Annotated in this window: 18 protein-coding genes; 7 read left to right on the top strand and 11 right to left on the bottom strand. The window is 73.1% G+C overall.

All coding sequences use genetic code 11. The features are described from left to right. Positions 1-17: 17 nt before the first annotated feature. From BM342_RS05975 to BM342_RS06000, 6 genes are all read right to left on the bottom strand, one after another. Positions 18-3308, bottom strand: a complete 3291-nt coding sequence (locus BM342_RS05975; protein ID WP_092964523.1) for an Ig-like domain-containing protein — start codon at positions 3306-3308, stop codon at positions 18-20. 80 nt (positions 3309-3388) lie between these two features. After that, a complete protein-coding gene (locus BM342_RS05980) occupies positions 3389-3763 on the bottom strand; it encodes an iron chaperone (protein WP_092964524.1) in 375 nt (124 codons plus the stop codon). Further along, the gene (locus BM342_RS05985) at positions 3760-5154 is read right to left on the bottom strand and encodes a carboxylesterase family protein (RefSeq protein ID WP_177232074.1); all 1395 of its coding nucleotides are present in this window, start codon (positions 5152-5154) and stop codon (positions 3760-3762) included. The genes BM342_RS05980 and BM342_RS05985 overlap by 4 nt, the downstream gene beginning before the upstream one ends. Positions 5155-5201: 47 nt before the next feature. After that, on the bottom strand, positions 5202-7205 hold the full coding sequence (locus tag BM342_RS05990; protein WP_143109770.1) for a hypothetical protein: 2004 nt from the start codon (positions 7203-7205) through the stop codon (positions 5202-5204). Next, positions 7205-10300, bottom strand: a complete 3096-nt coding sequence (locus BM342_RS05995; RefSeq protein WP_255368559.1) for an MMPL family transporter — start codon at positions 10298-10300, stop codon at positions 7205-7207. Before BM342_RS05995 ends, BM342_RS05990 begins: the two co-directional genes overlap by 1 nt. Before the next feature lie 170 nt (positions 10301-10470). Beyond that, positions 10471-11196 carry an endonuclease/exonuclease/phosphatase family protein gene (locus BM342_RS06000; RefSeq protein WP_092964528.1) on the bottom strand — a complete coding sequence of 242 codons (726 nt, stop codon included), beginning with the start codon at positions 11194-11196 and terminating at the stop codon, positions 10471-10473. A gap of 198 nt (positions 11197-11394) precedes the next feature. Here BM342_RS06000 and BM342_RS06005 point away from each other — a divergent pair, with 198 nt between their 5' ends. Then, on the top strand, positions 11395-12117 hold the full coding sequence (locus tag BM342_RS06005; RefSeq protein ID WP_092964529.1) for an NUDIX hydrolase: 723 nt from the start codon (positions 11395-11397) through the stop codon (positions 12115-12117). A 26-nt stretch (positions 12118-12143) separates the two neighbouring features. Next, positions 12144-12887 (top strand): SDR family oxidoreductase, encoded by a 744-nt coding sequence (locus BM342_RS06010; RefSeq protein WP_092964530.1) that lies wholly within the window; start codon positions 12144-12146, stop codon positions 12885-12887. Positions 12888-12898: 11 nt separating this feature from the next. Here the strand turns inward: BM342_RS06010 and BM342_RS06015 are convergent, their stop codons facing one another. The 3 genes from BM342_RS06015 to BM342_RS06025 form a co-directional block, all read right to left on the bottom strand. Next, on the bottom strand, positions 12899-13219 hold the full coding sequence (locus tag BM342_RS06015; RefSeq protein WP_092964531.1) for a hypothetical protein: 321 nt from the start codon (positions 13217-13219) through the stop codon (positions 12899-12901). Positions 13220-13229: 10 nt separating this feature from the next. Next, positions 13230-13745 carry a GNAT family N-acetyltransferase gene (locus BM342_RS06020; RefSeq protein ID WP_092964532.1) on the bottom strand — a complete coding sequence of 172 codons (516 nt, stop codon included), beginning with the start codon at positions 13743-13745 and terminating at the stop codon, positions 13230-13232. A gap of 107 nt (positions 13746-13852) precedes the next feature. Further along, on the bottom strand, positions 13853-14461 hold the full coding sequence (locus tag BM342_RS06025; protein WP_092964533.1) for a dihydrofolate reductase family protein: 609 nt from the start codon (positions 14459-14461) through the stop codon (positions 13853-13855). A gap of 148 nt (positions 14462-14609) precedes the next feature. On the opposite strand from BM342_RS06025, the gene BM342_RS06030 reads away from it, so the two are divergent. Beyond that, entirely contained in the window at positions 14610-15491 is an 882-nt protein-coding gene (locus BM342_RS06030; RefSeq protein ID WP_092964534.1) for a dioxygenase family protein, read from the top strand. Between the two features lie 52 nt (positions 15492-15543). On the opposite strand, the gene BM342_RS06035 is transcribed toward BM342_RS06030, so the two are convergent. Next, on the bottom strand, positions 15544-16011 hold the full coding sequence (locus BM342_RS06035) for a heme-degrading domain-containing protein (protein ID WP_092964535.1): 468 nt from the start codon (positions 16009-16011) through the stop codon (positions 15544-15546). 196 nt (positions 16012-16207) lie between these two features. Between BM342_RS06035 and BM342_RS06040 the strand changes: the two genes are divergently transcribed. From BM342_RS06040 to BM342_RS06055, 4 genes are all read left to right on the top strand, one after another. Further along, positions 16208-17737: an ATP-dependent DNA ligase gene (locus tag BM342_RS06040; protein ID WP_092964536.1), complete on the top strand. Its 1530-nt coding sequence runs from the start codon at positions 16208-16210 to the stop codon at positions 17735-17737. A 106-nt stretch (positions 17738-17843) separates the two neighbouring features. Continuing rightward, the gene (locus tag BM342_RS06045) at positions 17844-18284 is read left to right on the top strand and encodes a VOC family protein (RefSeq protein ID WP_092964537.1); all 441 of its coding nucleotides are present in this window, start codon (positions 17844-17846) and stop codon (positions 18282-18284) included. Positions 18285-18393: 109 nt separating this feature from the next. Next, positions 18394-19005 carry a histidine phosphatase family protein gene (locus BM342_RS06050; protein ID WP_092964538.1) on the top strand — a complete coding sequence of 204 codons (612 nt, stop codon included), beginning with the start codon at positions 18394-18396 and terminating at the stop codon, positions 19003-19005. Positions 19006-19170: 165 nt separating this feature from the next. Beyond that, entirely contained in the window at positions 19171-19725 is a 555-nt protein-coding gene (locus BM342_RS06055) for a hypothetical protein (RefSeq protein ID WP_092964539.1), read from the top strand. A 91-nt stretch (positions 19726-19816) separates the two neighbouring features. Here the strand turns inward: BM342_RS06055 and BM342_RS06060 are convergent, their stop codons facing one another. Beyond that, the gene (locus tag BM342_RS06060; protein ID WP_092964540.1) at positions 19817-20647 is read right to left on the bottom strand and encodes an alpha/beta hydrolase; all 831 of its coding nucleotides are present in this window, start codon (positions 20645-20647) and stop codon (positions 19817-19819) included. Positions 20648-20732: the final 85 nt, after the last annotated feature.

Here is a 20732-nt window from a genome sequence, read left to right on the forward strand (position 1 = left end):
TCGGCCGATCGCGTCGCTCAGCGACGGGGGGATGCCGGCGTGGTCGGCGCGTGCCGCCGGCGCGACGCGAGCACGACCAGGCCAGCAGCGAGGAGCGCGGCGGCGAGTGGCAGCGCCTCGAGGCTTCGGGGGCCGGTCGCGGGCAGTCCCGTCGCGTCGCCGGATCCGGCAGGTGCGCCTGGCCCGCTCGTGCCGGGGTTCGGCGGGATCACCGGCTCGCCCGGCGGGTCGGTCGGCGGCGGCTCGGTCGGGGCGGCTGCGACGTCCACCTGGAGGCTCGCTCGGGCGAGCGTGCCGTTCGCATCGAGCACGGTGTAGGGCACGACGGGCGTCGTTCCCGAGAACCCCGCGGCCGGCGCGAACGTGACTGCGCCGGTCGTCGGGTCGACCGTGAGCGTGCCGACGCCGTCGAGGGCGAGCGTGCGGCCGTCGGACGACAGCGCCTCGGGGTCGGCGCCGAGCGGCAGCTCCAGGCGCACCGACCTGGGCACGAGCGGCGCCGGAGCGCCGCCGCCCGCGTCGTTGCCGCTGACGTCGTTCGCCAGCACGTCGATGACCGTCGACTCGCCGGGCTCGGCCACGACGTTGTCGACGCCGGCGACCGGCGTCACCGGGGTCACCGAGATCACGAGCAGCGCCGTGGCCGTCGTGCCGTTCGCGTCGGTGACGCCGTACGGCACCGGGGTCGCCTCGCCGACGAAGGTCGCGACGGGCCGGAACCCGATGCCGCCCGTGACGGCGTCGACCGTGTACTCGCCCTCGCCGGGCACGACGAGCGACCTCCCGTCGGCGCCGAGCGCGGTGCCGATCGGGGCACCGGCCGGCACGCGCAGGCGCACGCTCGTCGGATCGAGCCCGACCGCGTCGGACCCCGGCAGGTCGTTGCCGAGCACGTCGACCGTGATCGGGGTCGCCTGCGGGGTCGCCGCGGCATCCGGTGACGGCACCGGCACGACGGGGGCGACCGAGATCGAGATGACGGATGTCGCGAGCGTGCCGTTCGCGTCGGCGACCGTGTACGGCACGGGCGTCGTGTCGCCGGTGAAGGACGGGACCGGCGTGAACGTGACGCCGCCCGCCCCGTCCAGCGCGTAGACACCCTCGCCCGCGATGGTGAGCACGCCCTCGGGCGAGAACGAGGAGCCGGCGGGCGCTCCCGGCGGCAGCTGGAGCGCGAGCGTGGCGGGCACGAGCGCGATGGCGGCCGTGCCCGGCTCGTCGTTCGCGAGGGGCTCGACGGTCGTCGCGGTGCCCTGCGCCGTGGTCGTGGAATCCGCGACCGCGGTCGGGGTCACGGGCGTCACGTGCACGATGATCGTCGCGTTCGCCGTGGCCCCTTCGGAATCGAGCACCGAGTACGGCGCCGGGGTCGTCGTGCCCACGAAGGCCGGTTCCGGCGTGAAGACCGCGAAGTCGACCCCCGGATCCAGCGTGTACGTGCCCTCGCCGCCGATCACGAGGGTGCGGCCGTCGGCCGAGACGCTCGATCCGGGCGGAGCGCCCGGCGGCAGCGAGAACCTGATCGACTCCGGCAGGAACACGGCGCTCGCCGAGGACGGCGAGTCGTTCGCCGTGAGCGGGCCCGAGGTCGGCGTGCCCTGCAGCGTGAAGATCTCGTCGACCGTGCCGATCGGCTGGCCGGCGGCGCTCACCGTCACCGTGATCGTCGCCGTGGCGACGGTGCCGTTGGCGTCGGCCACCGTGTAGGCCACGGGCGTCGCGACGCCCGAGAACGCGGCGTCCGGCGTGAACGTCACCCAGGCGTCGTCGCCGATCGCGTACGACCCCTCGCCGGGGATCACGAGCTGCCTGCCATCGGGACTCAGCGTCGACCCCGCTGGTGCCCCCTGAGGCATCACGAAGACGAGCGAGTCGAGCACGAGCGGCACCGCCGGATCGCCTGCGAGGTCGTTGGCGAGCGGCGCGAACCGCTCGGGCTGACCCATCGGCGTCGCGCGCGGGTCGTCGGTGGCCATAGGCGTCACCGGCGCGACCTCGACCGTGACGCTCGCGGTCGCCGTGCCGCCTCGGGTGTCGTCGACCGCGTAGGGGATCGTCGTGGTCGCGCCGGTGAACGCGGGCTCGGGCGTGAACGTCGCCACTCCGTCTGCGGTGACCGACCAGACGCCCTCGCCCGGGACGGTCAGCAGCCGGCCGTCCGCCGAGAGCTCGGTTCCCGCCGGGGCGGTCGGGGGGAGCGCGAAGCGAGCGCTGTCCGGAACGAGCGGGAACGGCTCCGACCCGGGAAGGTCGTTGTCGAGCAGGGGATGGCTCACCGGCACGCCCTGGAGCGTCGACGCGGCGTCGACCTCGGCGATCGGCGGGGGCGGGGTGACGAACGGGAAGTCGACGCCCTCGGCATCCGACTCGGTGAGCGAGAACTCGCGCTCGGGCAGCGGCGCGATGCCGGGCGGTGGCTCGACCACCGCGCGGTACGGCCCGGTCGCGATCAGCGCGGGCAGACTCCATGCGCCGGAGGCGCCCGACACGGCCGTGCCGACCACGGTGCCGTTCTCGTCGAGCACGGTCACGGTCGACCCCGCCAACGGCGCGTCGTCGAGTGTCACGGTGCCGCCGACGGCGAAGGTCTTCGCGACGAACCAGGTCTGGTACACGGGGAACCCGCTGCGCCACCTGAACGACATCGTGAGCGACGTGATCGGCACGCTCGGCGCGAACCACGCGGTCGCGCCGTCGGTGTCGGCGGCGCGCGCGTTGCCGATGAGCAGGCCGGTGGAGCCGCCGTCGGTCCACGACGGCCGATCGTTCAGGTCGGCCGCGTCGCAGGACGGTCCGCCGGTGCGATGGCAGGAGTTGTAGGACTCCTGGTAGCCCAGCGCCGCGACGGGCACGGGCTCGCCGTCGGCGCCCGTCGCCGAGAGCGTCACCTGGTCGGCATCGACGTCGCCGAGCACGAATGCCCAGCCCGACGCGGGGGTGGGTCGGGCGAACGTGTAGGTCGTGACGCCGGGCGAGGCGGCGTTGTTCGCTGCGGGGCGCTGGTTGAGGTACGTGCGATCCCGGCTCGACCCGAACACGGCGCCGACCGGCGTCGACGCGGCCTGCCAGGTCGAGGCGCCGCTCACGACCGTCGCGGTGCTCGAGGTCGACGTGAACGTCGTCGCCGGGAAGTTGCCCGGCATCGCGACGGTCCCGGTGAACGGGGCCGCGGCCGAGACGGCGAAGGTGCCCCACGTGTCGAGTTCCGCTGCGCTCGCCGCCGTCGCACCCGCGACGATGAGCGCGCCGGCGACCAGGGCAGCCCACCACCGCGCACGTGACCGACGGTTCCGTTGCGACGTCTGCATATCGAGATTTCCTCAGGGAAATTCGACGATAGGGGCTCCTCGGCCGCACCACAAGCGGCGCCTCGACCGACGCCCGGTGATCAGGTGTCGCGTTCGCCCCCGCGGAGCTCCACCACGAGTCGGGCGATGTCGCGCACGAGATCGAGCGGCAGCGGCTTCGAGTAAGGCAGGTTCACGGTGTCCTTCGCCGCGCGCCACGGGGCGATGCGCGCCTCGAGTTCGCCCTCGGTGTGCGGCACCGGGTAGAGGCCGATGTGCTGCTTCCAGCCGGCGAAGTGCAGCCAATAGCGGCCATGCACGGCGATGGCCGGGATGTCGTAGCGCAGCTTCTCCTCGGCACCCGGAAGCACCTCGTGGATCGCGGCGCGCACCGCCGCGAGGCGCTCGGCCGGCTCGCCCTCGAAGCCGGCGAGGTACTCGTCGACCGTGGTCGGCTTGACGGGTCGGTCGTTCATGAGACGTCCTCCAGGGTCAGCCCGCCGCGCCACCCGGCGCCGACGGGGATGTGCTGCTCGCTGATGCGCCCGCTGCGGGCGAACTCGACCCAGGCCGCGCGAAGCGGCGCGCCGGCGGCCACGAGGGTCGCGGCGCCGTCGGGCGCGACCAGGGCCGCGCGCGACCAGGCCGGCTCGTTCGGGAAGAGCAGGGGCAGCTCGATCGCGTGCGCGGCGCCGAGCGGACCGCCCGCGGGGCGCGCGTCGAACACGCCGACCTGCACGGAGGCGCCGCCCGCCGCGAGCAGCTCGGCGAACCGACGGCCTTCTCGCGCGTAGACGCGCTTCGTGGTCGCGCCCACGAGCACGCGGCGCGCGAGCCGCCCGACGAGGGGCACCCGGAACAGGCGTTCGAGCTTCGGCACGGTGCCGAGGAAGAACATCGTCTCCTCGGTCGTCCACGTCACGAGCACGTCGAGCCCGGCCGCACGGCGGCGCCAGACCCCGGGGATCTCGGCCTCGGCAGGCAGCGGCGCCTGGCCCGCCTCGGGGCCGAAGCTCATGCCCGAACGCAGGCCGTAGCCCGACCCCGCCTGCTTCGCGACGAGCTGCAGTGCGCCGATCTCGTCGGTCGTGGCATCCGTCGGGATCACCCCGATCGCCTCGCGCATCTTCGCCTGCATCTCGTCGCGATCGGTGCGGATGCCGAACGGCGCGCTCTGCAGCACGACGCGCGAGACGAGGCCTTCGGCTCCGTCGGCCGCGAGCACGTGGGCGAGCGCGTCGGCGCCCGAGGACTGCCCGAAGACGGTGACCTGCTCGGGGTCGCCGCCGAACCCGGCGACGTGCTCGCGCACCCAGCGCAGCGCGGTCGCGACGTCGAGCAGCCCCAGGTTCGCAGGTCGCCGCGAGTCGGCACCGAGCCGGTCGCCGGCGAAGCCGAGCAGGCCGAGCCGGAACGTCGGGGCGACGACCAGCACGCCGTGCTCGCGGGCGAGCGCCGACGCGTCGAATCCGGGCAGGTCGCCCGCGTTCGAGACGTGCGCACCGCCGTGGATCCACACGAGCACCGGCACCGGGCCGACGGCGTCAGCGGGGCGCGTCACGGTGATGCGCAGGCAGTCCTCGTCGAACACCGCGCCCTCGAGGGGGTCGCCGAGCACGGCCGCGCTCGGGCTCGGCGGCTGCGGACAGGCGATGGTGGCGAGCTGCAGGTCGTCGGACGACGCCGGGTCGGGCTCGACCGCCTGCGGCCGGCCGAACCGGTCGGCCGTGGCGTAGCGGATGTTGCGGATGCGCTGCACGCCGTCGTCCTCGACGGCGACGAACGCACCCCACGGTGTCTCGACGGCGGTGAGCGAGGGCAGCCGGTCGGCGGCATCGTCGGGGCGCCGTGCGGTGAGGTCGGTCATCGCACGATTCTGCCGGAGCGGTCCTGCCCCGGCCACCTCCCGAGGCATCAGACCGCGTCCTCCCGGTCGGCAGCGGGTTCGCGCGGCGCGCCGCGGCGCGCCATGACGCCGGCCAGCACCAGCCCTGCGCCGAGCAGCCCGAACAGCGCGAGCGGCAGCAGGGCGGGCCAGCCGCCAGCGGCGTCGGCCGTGAGCGTCGCGAGCAGCACCGTGCGTGCGGGTGCGGTGGGTGCGGCATCCGCGAGGCTCGTGAGCGCGCTCGGTGCGGTCGACGTGAGGCCTGCGACGAGGGCGACCAGTCCGATCGCGAGCGCGACGAGTCGGCCCGCACCGCCGAGCACGGCGGCGAGGCCCTGGTTGACGACGGCGAACACCGCCCCGACGACGAGGCTCGCGGCCGTGAACCAGATCCACTCCGAGGGGCCGAGGGGCACGGCGGCGAGCACGACGGCGGCCACGACCAGACCCTGCGCCGCGCCGACTCCCACTGTCGGCCCGAGGCTGCGACGGGCGATGTCCATCGACGATGCGCCGGTCAGCAGCCGACTCCGGGGAACGGCGGCCCGCGCGAACGCGAGCACCATCGCGCCGAACCACATCGCGATCACGGCGAACAGCGGTGCCGACGTCACTCCGCGCGTGGCGGCGTCGTGATCCGCGAGCACGGGCAGCGACACCACCGACGAGAGGGTCGCGATGTCGCTCGCGGAGTACGTCGGGATCTGCTCGGTCGCACTCGCGAGCCCGTCGGCCAGTTGCGCGGCGCCCGTGTCGAGCTGGTCCGCGCCGGTGGCGAGCGACTGCGCGCCGGCACTCAGCGATGCGGCGCCCGCATCGGCCTGGGCGGCTCCCGCCGCGACCTCGTCCGCACCCGCAGCGGTCTGGTCGAGTCCGTCGACGAGCGAGACGAGGCCGTCGGCGAGCTCGGCCGAGCCCGTGGCCACCTGGTCCGCGCCCGAGGCGAGCTGCCCGACGAGTGCGTCGGCGGCCTGCGCACGCGTGAGTGCGTCCTGCGCCTGGCTGCAGAGGCGACCAGGCGGGATCCGGCAGATCTCCGCGACCACGGCGGCGAGCCGGGCGGTCGCGTCGCCCAGGGCCGACGAGGCCTGCGCCGTGGCATCCGCGACTCCGGCGGCGCCCGCGGCGATCGCCGCCGAGTCGCCCGGGAGTGACTGGGATGCCGCGTCGAGCTCGCCGAGTCCCGCGTCGAGGGCCGACGCGCCGGTGTCGAGCGACTGGAGCCCGGTCGCGAGCTGCGAGGCGCCGCTCGCGAGCTGATCCGCTCCGGAGCTCAGCGAGGCGGCACCCTCGGACACCTGGTCGGCGCCGTCTGCGGCGTTGCCGATCTGCTCGTTGATCTCGTTGAACCCGGCGTAGACGTTTCCGAGGTACTGCGCCGTGAGCTGGCGGTTGAGCGACGAGACCGCGGTCTGCGTGACGACCTCGGTGAGCGCCGGGTCGAGGTACGCGGATGCCGGGGTGGTCGCGATCTCGATGACGGCCTGCCTGGCCTGCGCCGCCGGTCCGCCCATCGAGGTCGCTGCGGCCGAGAACGACGCCGGGATCGTGATGACCGCGGCGTACCTGCCCGAGCGCAGCCCGGCCGCCGCGTCGTCGTCGTTGGTGAGCACCCACGTGAAGTTGCCGCTGTCGTCGTCGACCGGGGCGGTGGCCGCGTCGGTCGCGGGGGTCGCCGGCGCCGAAGGCGTCGCAGAGGGCGATGTCGATGCGGAGGCAGAGGGCGAGGCCGATGCGGCGGCCGAGGGCGACGCCGATGCCGACGGAGTGGCCGTGGGTGCCGGGGTGGAGGTCGCGCCGCCGGCGAGGAGTCCCGCCGCGAACTGGCGCCCGAGCGGCACCGTCGAACCGTCGACCGTGACGGGCACGTCATCGTTGACGATCGCGGCCGTGACGCGGTCGAGCGAGGTCGTCGGCTCGGTGAGCGCCCAGGTCAGCACGCCGCCGATGAGCAGCGGCGCCACGAGCACGCCGATCACGCCCAGCCGCGAGAGCCGCTCGGTGCCGGCCGTCGCCGAGAACCGCCCGGGCATCAGCCCGCGTCCGATCCGGCCGCCGCCGCGGCACCCGCCACGCCGACGGTCACGGCCTCGGCGCTCGATCCGGTGACGGATGCCGCGCGCACGGCGCATGCCGCGGGCAGCACGTCGCTCGCCCCACCGGGTTCGCGAGCCGAGACGACGATCGAGAGCGGGCGCTCGCCGTGTCGTTCGGCGTGCCCGTGCGCCTCCGCGAGCAGGGCGGCGATGCGCCGCCGCACGTCGGGGTCGCCGACCTCGTCGAGTCCGTCGACGAGCACGAGGTCCCGCGTGTTCCAGAGCGCCGTGCGCACGACCAGCTCGGCGCCGCGCGATCCGGCGAGGCCGGCGAACGCGGTGCGCGTGCGCACGGTCGCGGCTCGCGAGGGAAGCACCAGGCCGCACACCTTGAGGAGTCCGGCGGCGATGCCGCGCCTGGCGCCGAGCGCGAGCAGCAGTTCGCGGCGATCGCCGACGGTGCCCCCGAACACGACGAGCGCGTCGCCGGCCTCGAGGCGCGCGGTGAACCCGCGCGGCCGACCCGCGGCATCCGTCCCACCGGCGTCGGCTGCCCCGACCGCCCCGGCCCGACCGGCCGAGCGCCCGACCGACTCCTCGTCGCCGATCTCGACCTGCTCGACCTCGTCGCCCGGGTCGTCGTCGTGTCCGGCGACGCGCACGCCCTCGGCCGCGAGCACGTACCGGTCGCCGGGCTCGGGCCAGTCCGCCAGGGCGAACTCCTCGGTGAGGCCCTCTCCCTCGATGTCGAACCCGGGCAGGGCCCGGTCGAGCCACGCGGGAATCCACCAGGCGTGGTGCCCGAACAGCACGAGCACGGCCGGGATCAGGGTCATGCGCACGAGGAACGCGTCGATCGCGACGCCGACGGCCAGTCCGAACGCGATCGGCTGGATCGACGCGTCGCCGCCCGGCACGAACGCGACGAACACCGAGAACATGATGATCGCGGCCGCCGTGACGACCCGGGCGGAGGCGACGAAGCCGCGATGCACGGCACCCGTCGCATCGCGCCCGGCGGCGTCCTGGTGCACGTAGTCCTCGCGCATGCGGCTGACGAGGAACACCTCGTAGTCCATCGCGAGGCCGAACAGCACGCCCATCAGGATGATCGGCATGAAGCTGATCACCTGGCCGACGTCGGCCACGCCGAGCAGGTCGGCGCCCACCCCGTCGACGAACACGAGGCTCGTGAGTCCGAACGCGGCGCCGATCGAGAGCACGTACCCGAGCGCGGCCGTCACGGGCACGACGATCGACCGGAACACCATCGCGAGCAGCACCAGCGAGAGTCCGACCACGAGCAGGCCGAACGGCGCGAGCGCCCCGGCGAGACGGTCCGAGATGTCGATGCCCGCTGCGGTGTAGCCCGTCACCGAGAGGTCGACGCCGAACTCGGCCTCGAGGTCGTCGTGCATGGCGCGCAGCGTCGACACGAGCTCCTTCGTCTGCTCCGAGTCGGGCGACCCCTCGGGGATCACCTGCACGATGCCCGTGTCGCCCGTCTCGTTCGGCGTCGTCAGGGGAACGGATGCCACGCCGGGCACCGCGGCGAGGGTCGCCCCCAGGTCGTCCATGAGCCCGACCGGGTCGGTCGACTCGATGATGAGGCCCGTCACGATGAGCGGGCCGTTGAAGCCCGGGCCGAAGTGCTCGGCGATGAGGTCGTAGGTCACGCGCCCGGGTTCGCCCTCGTCGAGGGACCCCGCGTCGGGCAACGCCAGGCGCAGGTGCGCGGCCGGCACGGTCGCGAGCGCGAGCAGCCCGACGACGAGCACGACCGTCACGATCGGCCACCTCGTCACGCCGCGCACCCAGCCGCCGAAGAAGCCACGAGGGGCGGATGCCGCGGGCGCGCGATCGAGCGCCGGCTCGGCCGTCTCGGGCCGGGCGTCCGAGGCTTCCGTCGCGGGGTCCGACTCCGATCCCGCAGAGGCGTCGCTGCCGTCGGAGGCACGGTCGTGGTCTGCGCCCTCGTCGGGGTCTGCGCCCTCGTCGGAGCGTGCGCTCTCGTCGGAGCTTGCGCCCTCGTCGGAATCCGGCCGACCACCGGCATCCGTCGCCACCGAGGCATCCGTCACCTGCGTGGCATCCGTCGCCGGATCGGCACCGGGTCGGTACCGCTTCGCGACCACGTGCCACCCGGCGAACCCGAGCAGGGCCGGCGTGAGCGTGAGCGAGACCGCGACGGCCGTCGCCACCGCGAGGGCCGCGGCCACGCCCATGGTCGTGAGGAACGGGATGCCCGCGACCGCGAGGCCGAGCAGCGCGATGATCACGGTCATGGCGGCGAAGACGACCGCCGAGCCGGAGGTCGCGACCGCGCGCGCGGCGGACTCCTCGACGTCGAGGCCCTGCTGCACCTGGTCGCGATGTCGCGACACGATGAACAGGCCGTAGTCGATGCCGACCGCGAGGCCGAGCATGAGGGCGAGCAGGGGCGTCGTCGACGTGATCGTGAGGAACCCGGTGCCCGTCAGCACGATCGCGAGCGACACGCCCACGCCGAGCAGCGCCGTGACGAGCGGGATGCCGGCGGCCGTGAACGACGCGAACGCCACGAGCAGCACGAGGTACGCGACGAGGATGCCGAGCAGCTCGGTGATGCTGATGCCCGTCGAGGTCTGTGCGAAGAGCTGCCCGCCGACGGCGACCTGCGACCCGTCGGGCAGCGCCTGCTCGAGGTCGTCGCCCGCGGCCTGCAGCGCGTCGGCCGTCTCGGGCGTGACCGACGTCGTCGACACCGAGAGCTGGATCGGCACGAGGGCCGCCGAGCCGTCGGGCGCGAGGTTCGCCGACCCGGGGGTGGCGTACGGCGAGCTCGCCCCCTCGACCTGCGGGATCGCCTCGATGTCGGCGATGGCCGCCTCGACGGCCTGCTCGAATGCGGCATCCGTCACGTCGCCGCCGTCGGGCGCGACCGCGATGAGCTGGGCCGTGGCGCCGCTCACCTGGGGGAAGGTGCGGGCGAGCGCGTCGAGCGCGTCTTGGGACTCGGTGCCCGGGATGCTGTAGGTGTTGTCGGTGCCCTGGCCGATGAGCGCCGCGCCGGTGAAGCAGACGGCGAGCACGCCGAGCCAGAGCACGAGCATTCGCACCCGTGCTCGAAAGGCCCATCGACCGAGTGCGTACAACGCGGAGGACATCTGCCAGCCGTTTCGCCCGCCGCACGAGAAGGCTCGCGCGGCGGTAGTGCTCAGGCTAGGGGCGGCGCCGACACCGGGGCAAGCACCGGTTCAGGGGGTTTCGGGCATCGCCGGGGTCAGGCGACGTCGGCCTCGCCCGCAGGGCCGACCGCGTCGGCGACGGTCGCCGTGGCATCCGCGTACTCGGTGTCGACGAGGATCGGCAGGTGGTCGCTCGAGCCGCGCGGCAGGGTCTCGACCTTGCGGATGTCGAAGCCGGCCGAGGTCGCGAGGTCGAAGTGCCCGCGGAAGAACTTGTAGCGCGTGTACGTGCGGCTGTCGCTGAGGGTCAGGTCGTAGCCTGCCTCGCGCACCTTCTCGGCCAGGTTGTCCTTGAAGATCGGGTAGTTGTAGTCGCCCACCATGAGCGTGGGCAGGTTCGGCCCGAGCAGTTGCAGCTCGCCGAGCGCGGCCTTGATCTGGTGGCGGCGCAGCGAGTTCAGCGCGGTGAGCGGTGCGGCGTGGAACGAGGCCACGATGGCCTCGCGCTCGTGCACGCGGTCGTAGAGGCGCGCGCCGAGCAGACGCTCGTGCGCGGGCCGCAGCACGCGGTCGTGCATCGACTTCTTCAGCGCGACCGTGCGCAGGTCTCGGATCTCGATGCGGTCGGGTCGGTAGTACACGGCGAGTCCGAGCCGGCTGCCCACGGTCGAGTGCGCGAGCCGCAGCCGGCCCTCGTGCTCGGCGAGGTCGAGGGTGTCGCATTCCTGCAGGCACACGACGTCGGGGGAGTAGCGCTCATCGAGCGCCGCGAGTTCGGAGATCGCGCGATGCTTGCGGAGGTTGTAGCTGATCACCAGCATCCGTTCAGAATAGGACTCCGCGGTGTGATTCGGCTGGGGGTTGCGCTGCGAGTTCGCCGGGGGTTCACCGGGTGATCGCCGAATGACGGATGTCGCGGGCGGTCCCGCGCCACGCGCTCGCCGTCTCGTGCCGACGGCCGGCGCCCGCGGTGGCAGGATGACAGGCATGCGGTTCGACAACGACGACGACGGGCGCCGATCGTGAGCGATCTCGCGGGTGCGCGCGCCGAACTCGCCGCGCTCTGCGCTCGCGGCCTCACGTGGCACCCCGACTTCCCGAGGTTCCGAGCGGATGCCGCGGCCACGCGCCCGGCGGCCGTGCTCGTGCTCTTCGGGGTGCTCGACGCACTGCCCTCGCAGGCCGGCGGCGACGATCGTCCGGCCCTGGACGGCTCCGGCGAGGCCGCCGTCGCGCGCGAGCTCGACGTGCTGCTGCTGCGCCGGGCGGCGACGCTCGGCAGTCACCCGGGTCAGATCGCGTTCCCGGGCGGGCGCATCGAGGCGTCCGACGACGGACCGATCGCGGGTGCGCTGCGCGAGGCCGCTGAAGAGACGGGCGTCGACCCCGACGGCATCGAGCCGCTCGGAACCCTGCCGCCGATGCCGGTGCCGGTGAGCAACCACCTCGTGACGCCGGTGCCCGCCTGGTGGACGCGTCCCTCGCAGGTCGCCGCCGTCGACCACGACGAGTCGGTCGAGGTGTTCCGGGTGCCGGTGGCCGACCTGCTCGATCCCGCGAACCGCGGCAACACGCAGATGACGTACGAGGGGCGCGTCTACCGCGGCCCGGCGTTCACCGTCGGCGGCCGGGTCGTCTGGGGTTTCACCGCGCTCGTGCTCTCGCGCATGTTCGACGAGCTCGGCTGGGCCGTGCCGTGGAACGAGGAGCGCATCGTCGAGCGCGACGACCTCGACCGCTGACGTTCGTTCGTGCCAAGGGAGCATCCATGAGAATCGCCGTCGCCGGAGGAACCGGAACCGTGGGGCGCCACGTCGTCGAAGCCGCGCGCGAGCGCGGGCACGAGGTCGTCGTGCTCACCCGCTCGAACGACGTCGACCTGGTCGCGGGCACCGGCGTCGCGGCCGCGCTCGAGGGCGTCGACGCCGTGATCGACACGGCGAACGCGAACGCCACCTCGGCCGATGCCGCGACGGCGTTCTTCACGACGACGACGCGCACGCTGCTCGCGGCCGAGCAGGCCGCGGGCGTCGGCCACCACGTGACGCTCTCGATCGTCGGCATCGACCGCGCGCCCTACGGCTACTACGCGGGCAAGCTCGCGCAGGAGCGGGAGGTCGAGGCCGGCGCGGTGCCGTTCACGATCATGCGCGCGTCGCAGTTCCACGAGTTCGCCGAGCAGATGCTCGGCATGCTCTCGTTCGCGGGCGTGCACCTCGCGCCGAAGATCGCGACGCAGCCCGTCGCCGCGTGGGAGGTCGGGCAGCGGCTCGTCGAGCTCGCCGAGCAGGGCCCCGCCGGACGCAGTCCCGACTTCGCCGGGCCGCAGCGCGAGGACGTGTCCGGCATGATCCGGCGGCTCGCGAAGGCCCGGGGACTGCGCGGCCCCGTGCTCGCCGTCGCGCTGCCCGGCAAGCAGTTCGCGGCGATGCGCCGAGGCGACACACTGCCCGGCCCGGATGCCGTGCTCGGCACGCAGACCTTCGACGCCTGGCTCGCCGAGCAGCGCTGAGCGCAGCGCGACTACGGCGTGATCCCGTCGACGAAGGCCAGCGCGTCGGCGGCGATCGCGGCCCACCGATCGGCTCCGGCCTCGTACGGCACCACGGCCCACTCGCGCATGGGCCGGCCGCGCATGACCATGTTCTCGAGCGCGAGCTCTTCGATGCGGGCCTCAGACAGCTTCACCACGAGGCGCCCGTCGGTCGAGACGAACGCGAACAGCTTGCCTCGCACCGAGTAGCCCTCGGAGCCGAACATGCGGCCGACCGCGACATCCGCTCGGGCCCTCGCCTCGCCCGTCACGAGGTCGAGGCGCTCGAGGCCGCGTTCGCGATCGTCCATGCGGCAGAAGCTACGGCGTCGCGGCCGGGTCGGCAAGGGATGGGTCCGCGAGGCCGGCGTCGGCCTCGGCGGGCGTGGACGCTGCACCCCCGATTCCCCGGTCGTGCACGTCGTGCCAGCGCACCATCCACCGCTCGGGCTCGGCCAGGGGCTCGAACCCGAACTTCTCGTAGAGGCCGTGCGCGTCGGCGGTGGCCAGCAGCGAGCGGCGCAGCCCGAGCGGCTCGAGGTCGGCGAACACGCCCTCGATGAGCCCGACGCCGACGCCCTTGCCCCGAACCGACGGGTCGACGTACACGTCGCACAGCCACGCGAACGTCGCGGCATCCGTCACAATGCGGGCGTAGGCGACCTGCGCGCCGGTCGTCTCGTCGTACACGCCGTAGTTGCGGGATCCCGCGATCGCGGCCTCCTGCTTCTCGCGCGTGCGGCCGAGCGCCCAGTAGGCGTCGGTCGAGAGCCAGCGGTGCACGAGCGCGTGGTCGAGGTCGGCGGGGTCTGCGGAGAAACGGAATCCGGCGTGCATCCCACCATCTTCGGGCACTCGGCACGGCCCGCGGCACGCATCGCGGGCCCATTGGCAGGTCATGACCGGTTCCTGGCAGGGACCGCACCCGCCAGGTGCGGGCCTGCCTACTTCGACATGTCGAAGCCAGTGACCGCGGGACCCGCAGGTTCGTACACGAGGTGCAGGGCACCGCTCGGAAAGGCGCGCGGCGGCTGCGCGAGGGCGAACGCGGCGGGCACCCCGAACCCGCCGCCGAACAGCCGCTTGCCGGAGCCGAGGGCCACCGGGTAGACGAACAGGTTCAGCCGGTCGACGAGCCCGGCCTCGAGCAGCGAGCGCGCGAGGTCGCCGCTGCCGATCACGTGGATGTCCTCGAAGCGGTCCTTGAGCGCCGCCACCTCGTCGAGGTCGCCGAGCGCGGTGGTGCCGGCCCAGCTCGGATCCGTGAGCGAGCGCGACACGACGAACTTCGGCATCGCGTTGAGCTTCACGGCGATGGGCTCCTCGCCGCGGTACGGCCAGAACCCGGCGAAGATGTCGTACGTGCGGCGACCGAGGAGCAGCGCGTCCATGCGGTCGATGCCCTCGCCGATCGCGGCGCCGTTCTCGTCGTCGAGGTAGTGGCCCTGCCAGCCGCCGAGCGCGAACGCGCCCGACTCGTCCTCGTCGGGACCGCCCGGCCCCTGGTAGACCCCGTCGAGCGTGATGAACAGGTCGACCGTGATGATCCCCATGGCGTACCCCCTCGCATTCCGCGTCGACCGAACGCCCGGGTGGGATCCGGCGCGACCATCATAGGAAGTCCATGGATGTTCCACAGGGGGTTGCGGGATGCCGCGGCCACACTGGTCGCACGCAGGCCACCGCCCGAAGGAGCAGGACATGACGACCGACCCCCGCTGGATCGACGCAGAGGGCAACGAGATCGACGAGGACCACCGCGGACTCGTCTACGACATCCGCACGCTCGTCGACCGCCGACGCGCGCTCGGCATCTTCGGCGGGGTCGGGCTCACGGCGCTGCTCGCGGCCTGCGCGGCCGACCCCGAGCCGACGGCGACCGCATCGCCGAGCGCGTCGGCCTCGGCATCCGCCACCCCGACGCCCACTCCGAGCGCGACCGCCGCCGCGTCCGGCCCGATCGACGAGGTGCCCGACGAGACCGGCGGGCCGTACCCCGGCGACGGCTCGAACGGCGTCAACGTGCTCGACGACTCGGGCATCGTGCGCAGCGACATCCGCTCGTCGTTCGGATCGTCGACGACGGTCGCGCAGGGCGTGCCGCTCACGATCGCCCTCACGGTGCGCGATGCGGCGACGGGCAGCGCGCTCGTCGGCGCGGGCGTGTACCTCTGGCACTGCGACCGCGACGGCGGCTACTCGCTGTACTCGAACGGGCTCGAGAACGAGAACTACCTGCGCGGCGTGCAGGAGACCGACGCGAACGGCACGGTGACGTTCACCTCGATCTACCCGGCCTGCTACACCGGCCGCTGGCCGCACATCCACTTCGAGGTGTACTCCGACGTCGCGACCGCCGTCGCGAGCGGGCCCATCGTGAAGACCTCGCAGATCGCGCTGCCGCAGGAGACCGACGCCGCCGTGTACGCGACCGCCGGCTACGAGCAGAGCGTGCGCAACCTGTCGCAGGTGAGCCTGTCGACCGACAACGTGTTCAGCGACGACGGCGGCATCCACCAGATCGCGAACATGTCGGGATCGGCCTCGGCCGGGTACGCGGCCGCGCTCACGATCGGGGTGTGACCGGCGCCGCGTTCGCCGGGCGAGCGGATGCCGGTGGCGGCCGCCCGCGCGGTCAGCGGGCGCGGAACCGGCGAACGGCCTCGGTCGCGACCTCGTGGTCGATCACGTCGGGCTCGCCCGACACGGTGATCGTGCCCACGAGCTCGCCGTCGACCCGGATCGGCAGCGAGCCGCCGTGCGCCCGGTAGATGTCGTGGTCGACGTCGTCGCGCTCGTCGAACGGCGTGCCGGCCTCCTCATGGCGGCGGCGCACGAGCAGCGACGGCTCGCCGAAGCGCTCGACGACCGCGGCCTTGCCGGCCAGCCACTCGTCGTTCTCGCGCCCGGTCTCGCGCAGTTTCGCCTGGAACACGACGTCGCCGCGCAGCACGATGCGCACCGCGAGGTTCAGGTGCCGCTTGCGGATCACCTCGATGGCCGTGACGCCGAGGTCTACCGCATCGTCGTTGACGAACGAGGGCACGTCGAGCTGCGGCTGGGCTTCGAGATCGGCGATGGTGAAGACGGGAAGTTCGGACATACGACTCCTAGGAACGGGTTCGCCCAGAGTAGTGGCGCGTGCTGCGGCGGGCGAGTCCCACGTCCGCGGGGTGTGTCGCGCAGGGTCACGCCGGGCGACGGCCGCTTCGGCTGCTCGGCGCGATCCGACCTCGCCACGGCACCCGCCGCCGCACGCGCCATCGCTCGGTGTCGGACGTCGGTGCGAGACTGGCCGGGTGCTGCTCGCAGAGCTCGTCACCACCGCCCAGACCGTCACCGCCACGCGCTCGCGCCTGGCGAAGATCGAGGCGCTCGCCGACCTGCTGGGCCGGCTCGAGCCCGACGAGGTCGTGCCAGCCGTCGGCCTGCTCGTGGGCAAGCCGCGTCAGGGGCGCCTCGGCGTCGGTTGGCGCGGCGTCGCGTCGGCCACGGCGTCGACTGAGCCCGCGGCCGAGGCCACGCTCACCATCGACGGGCTCGATACCGCGTTCGAACGGCTGGCCGCGGCATCCGGCACCGGATCGAGCCTCGACCGCACGCGCGAGCTGCACGACCTGCTCACGGCCGCGACAGCCGACGAGCAGGAGTTCATCGCACGGGCGCTGCTCGGCGAGATGCGCACGGGCGCGCTCGAGGGCGTGCTCGCCGACGCGGTAGCGAAGGCGGCCGACCGGCAGGCCGCGAGCGTGCGCCGAGCGGCCATGCTGCAGGGCGACCTCGGCGCCACGGCGCTGCTCGCGCTCACGGGCACGGCCGACGAGCTCGAGGCCGTCGGGCTCGTGGTCGGGCGCCCGGTGCAGCCCATGCTCGCCGCGACCGCTGCGAGTGCCGCCGCGGCCGTCGAGACGACCGGCGAGGCCTCAGTCGAGTACAAGCTCGACGGCGCGCGCATCCAGGTGCATCGCCGCGGCGACGAGGTGCGCGTGTTCACCCGCAACCTCGCCGACGTGACGCACCGGCTGCCCGAGGTCGTCGACGTCGTGCGGGCGCTCCCCGTGCGCGACGTGATCCTCGACGGCGAGACGCTCGCACTCGACGAAGACGGCGGTCCCCGTCCGTTCCAAGAGACGATGTCGCGCTTCGGCGCCGATGCCGCGCGCGAGACCCTGCTGCATCCGTGGTTCTTCGACGTGCTGCACGTCGACGGACGCGACCTGCTCGACGAGCCGCTGTCGACGCGCATCGCGGAACTCGCGCGCATCGCCCCCGACCACCGCATCCCTGGCGAGGTCACGGCCGATCCAGAGGTCGCCGAACGGGTCTCGCGCGACGCGCTCGCCGCGGGCCAGGAGGGCGTCGTCGTGAAGGCGATCGAAGCGCCGTACGCCGCCGGGCGCCGCGGCGCGAGCTGGATCAAGGTCAAGCCCGTGCACACCTACGACCTCGTGGTGCTGGCCTGCGAATGGGGCTCGGGGCGGCGCACCGGGCTGCTCTCGAACCTGCACCTCGGGGCGCTCGACGCGGTCGGCGAGTTCGGCGAGCCCGGCTCCTTCGTCATGGTCGGCAAGACGTTCAAGGGGCTCACCGACGAGCTGCTGCGCTGGCAGACCGCGCGGTTCCCCGAGATCGAGACCCGGCGCACCGCGAACACGGTCTTCGTCGAGCCCGTCACGGTGGTCGAGATCGCGATCGACGGCGTGCAGCGCTCGAGCCGCTACCCGGGCGGCATCGCGCTGCGCTTCGCCAGGGTGAAGCGCTACCGCGACGACAAGCCGGCGGCCGAGGCCGACACGATCCAGACGCTGCGCGGGCTGCTGCGCGGCTAGCCGCCGCCAGTGCTCCTCGACTGCCCGTGGCGGCCGGTGCGCGTCCGGCGTAGCCTGCGCGTATCCGGCGAACCCTGCGCGTGTCCGGCCAACCTTGGGGGAGATCATGGCAAGCCTCGTGGTGCACTTCGAGATCCACGCGTCGGAGCCGCAGCGGCTCATCGACTTCTACTCCGAACTGCTCGGGTGGCAGTTCACGCAGTTCGGCGACGTGCCGTACTGGTCGATCGACACGGGCGAGGGGGCGATCGGCAACGTCGCCGGCGAGCCGGGCCTCGGCATCAACGGCGGGCTCACGCAGCGCATGGGGCCGAAGCCCGAGATCGGCGCGCCCGTGACCGGGGCCGACATCGTGATCGGCGTCGAGGACATCGACGCGACCTTCGCGAGGGGCCTCGAGCTGGGCGCGATCGAGGCGCTGCCGCTCGACGACATGCAGGGCATCGGGCGGGTCGGTTACCTGCTCGACCCCGACCACAACGTGTTCGGACTCATCTCGCCGATCCTCTCCGACGGCACGAGCACGATGGCACCCGACGCCGACTGACCGCGGCATCCGCGAGCTCGAGCCGCGCCGGATCACGGTCCTGCAACGACCTGCTTCGTGCACACGCGTGCGCAGGATCCGCTCAGCCGTGCGCTCATATGCTGGAACGATGCTCGCCCTCATCCGCCACGGCCAGACCGACTGGAACTTCGACGGACGACTGCAGGGCCGAACGGACATCCCGCTCAACGAGGTGGGGCGCGCACAGGCGCGGGCCGCCGCCGCCGATTTCGCCGGCGGCTACTGGGAGGCCGTCGTGAGCTCCTCGCTCGGGCGTGCCCGCGAGACGGCGTCGATCCTGGCCGATGCGCTCGACCTGCCGTTCACCGGCACCTACGACGAGCTCGTCGAGCAGGAGTACGGCGAGGCAGAGGGCATCACGTCGAGCGAGCTCGCGGCGCGCTGGCCCGACCGGGTGATCCCGGGCAAGGAGGCCGACCGCGAGGTCGCTGCGCGCGGGGTGCGCGGACTGCACCGCATCGCCGCCGACCACGAGGGCCGGCCCGTGCTCGCCGTCGCCCACGGGGCCTTCATCCGGCACACGCTCGCGGCCATCTCCGGCCACGACCCGCGCCACTATCCGCGCTTCGACAACCTGTCGTCGTCGGTCGTGCAGTTCGCGAACGCGGCATGGCACGTCCGCTCGATCGGCGACGTGCCCTACCTCGAGGCGGCCGTCGCCATCGAGCGTCGAGCGGCCGAGGCCGAGCGCGCCGCGTAACCGCTGCTGACGGCCGCTGCCGCTGCCGCTGCCGCGCCGATCGTGGTGCGGGCTCGACCGGTGTCCGCCGGGTTCGGCCGACTCGTGCGTGACGTTCGTGTTGCGGTTGGGAGTCGAATCGCGCGCCGAGGCGCCGCGCCCGCGACGCAGACGTAGACTCCGAAAATGGAGGCACCCGGCAGCACGACCCTGGTCGTGGTCGGCGACGAGGCGTCGCAGGCCATCCGCTCGCTCGAGCGCTTCGCGAACGTGCAGGCGGCCAGCCTGACCGACGCGAGCGACGACGAGGTCGCGCGCTGGTCGGCCGCCGCATCGGCGCCGTACGTGGTGCACGACCACGACCCGCTCGGCCATGTGGCCGCGGCCTGGGTCGAGTTCTTCGACGACCAGTCGACGTTCGGCGTGCTCGAGCTCGAGATCGAACGCGCGATGGATGCCGCGGGCCGCCGCGAGATCGCGGTGCCCGACTACTACGTGGTGCTGCACCCCGAGGTGCTGCCCGTCACGTGGAAGCACTGGTGGCTCGGCGTGCTCGCCGCGGAGTCGCCGACGCGCGTCATCCCGTGGCCAGCGGCCGACGCCTCGCTCGCGGCCCTGCTGCGGCGGCTGCCGACCGGACGCGCCTGGCCAGATGTCCATGCGTGGCTGCCTCGCGTGCCGATGTCCGTGCCCGACCGGGTCGGACTGCAGCCGGTCGACGCGCCGACTGAAGAGGTCTGAACCCTCGGCGCCCGACGCGCCGATGCCCGCCCCGGCTCGGCCGGTGCGGGCATCGTGTGGTGCGGTGCGAGCGGTGCGACGCGGCATCCGCTCACACGGTCGCGGCGTTGGTGTCGTGCGCCTCGGCCCAGGCGAGGGCGTCTGCGGCGACCTCCTGCCAGCCGTCCTGGCTGACGATGCGGTGCGTGCGGCCCGCGTACTCCTTGTACTCGACGAGCGAGGGGCTGCCCGACGCCCGGTACTTCTTGAGGATCGCCTTGCCGATGGCCGGCGGCACGACGTGGTCGATCTCGCCCGTGATGATGAGCAGGGGAGCGCGGTCGGTCTTGCCGTAGTTCACGTGCGTCACGCCGCCCTTCTCGTTGAACGCCGCGGCCACGCCCTCGAAGAACACCCGGTTGTACGAGTTCACCGCGTACTGCTCCCAGAGCGCGTCGGACGCCTCGCGGCTGAGGTCGTTGCCGAACGTGAAGTGGAAGTGGGCCTTCGAGATCGGCTTGGCGCCGTTCTTACCGAACGGGTTCGAGAGGATCGGGAACCCGGTGCGGAGGGTCGACGGCGGCAGGGTCGTGATGCCGGCGGTCTGGCCGGGGGTGACGGCGACGTAGGCCGAGCCGAGGTCGCGGTCGGCGAGCATCTGGATGAGCACGCCGCCGAACGAGTGGCCCATGATGATCGGCTTCACGGGCAGTTCGCGGATGATGCGCTCGTAGTGATCGGCGATCTCGAAGAGGCCGACGCCCTTGAGCGCCTCGGGGTTCGAGCGGATGTCGGCGACGTCGCGGTCGTCGATGCCGGGCCATCCCGGGCGGATCACGCGGTGGCCGCGGGCCTCGAAGTACTCGGCCCAGGTGTCCCAGCTCTTGGGGGTCATCCAGAGGCCGTGGACGAGGACGATCGGGGTCTTGTCGGTGGTGGTCATGATGCCTGCTCCTTGTGTGTTCCGGTGTCCCGGTGTTCGCGGTGACCGTTCCGTAAGTAGAACGATCGGTCTGCTTTCTGGTATT

It is taken from the genome of Agromyces sp. CF514, assembly GCF_900113185.1.
Classification (GTDB): domain Bacteria; phylum Actinomycetota; class Actinomycetes; order Actinomycetales; family Microbacteriaceae; genus Agromyces.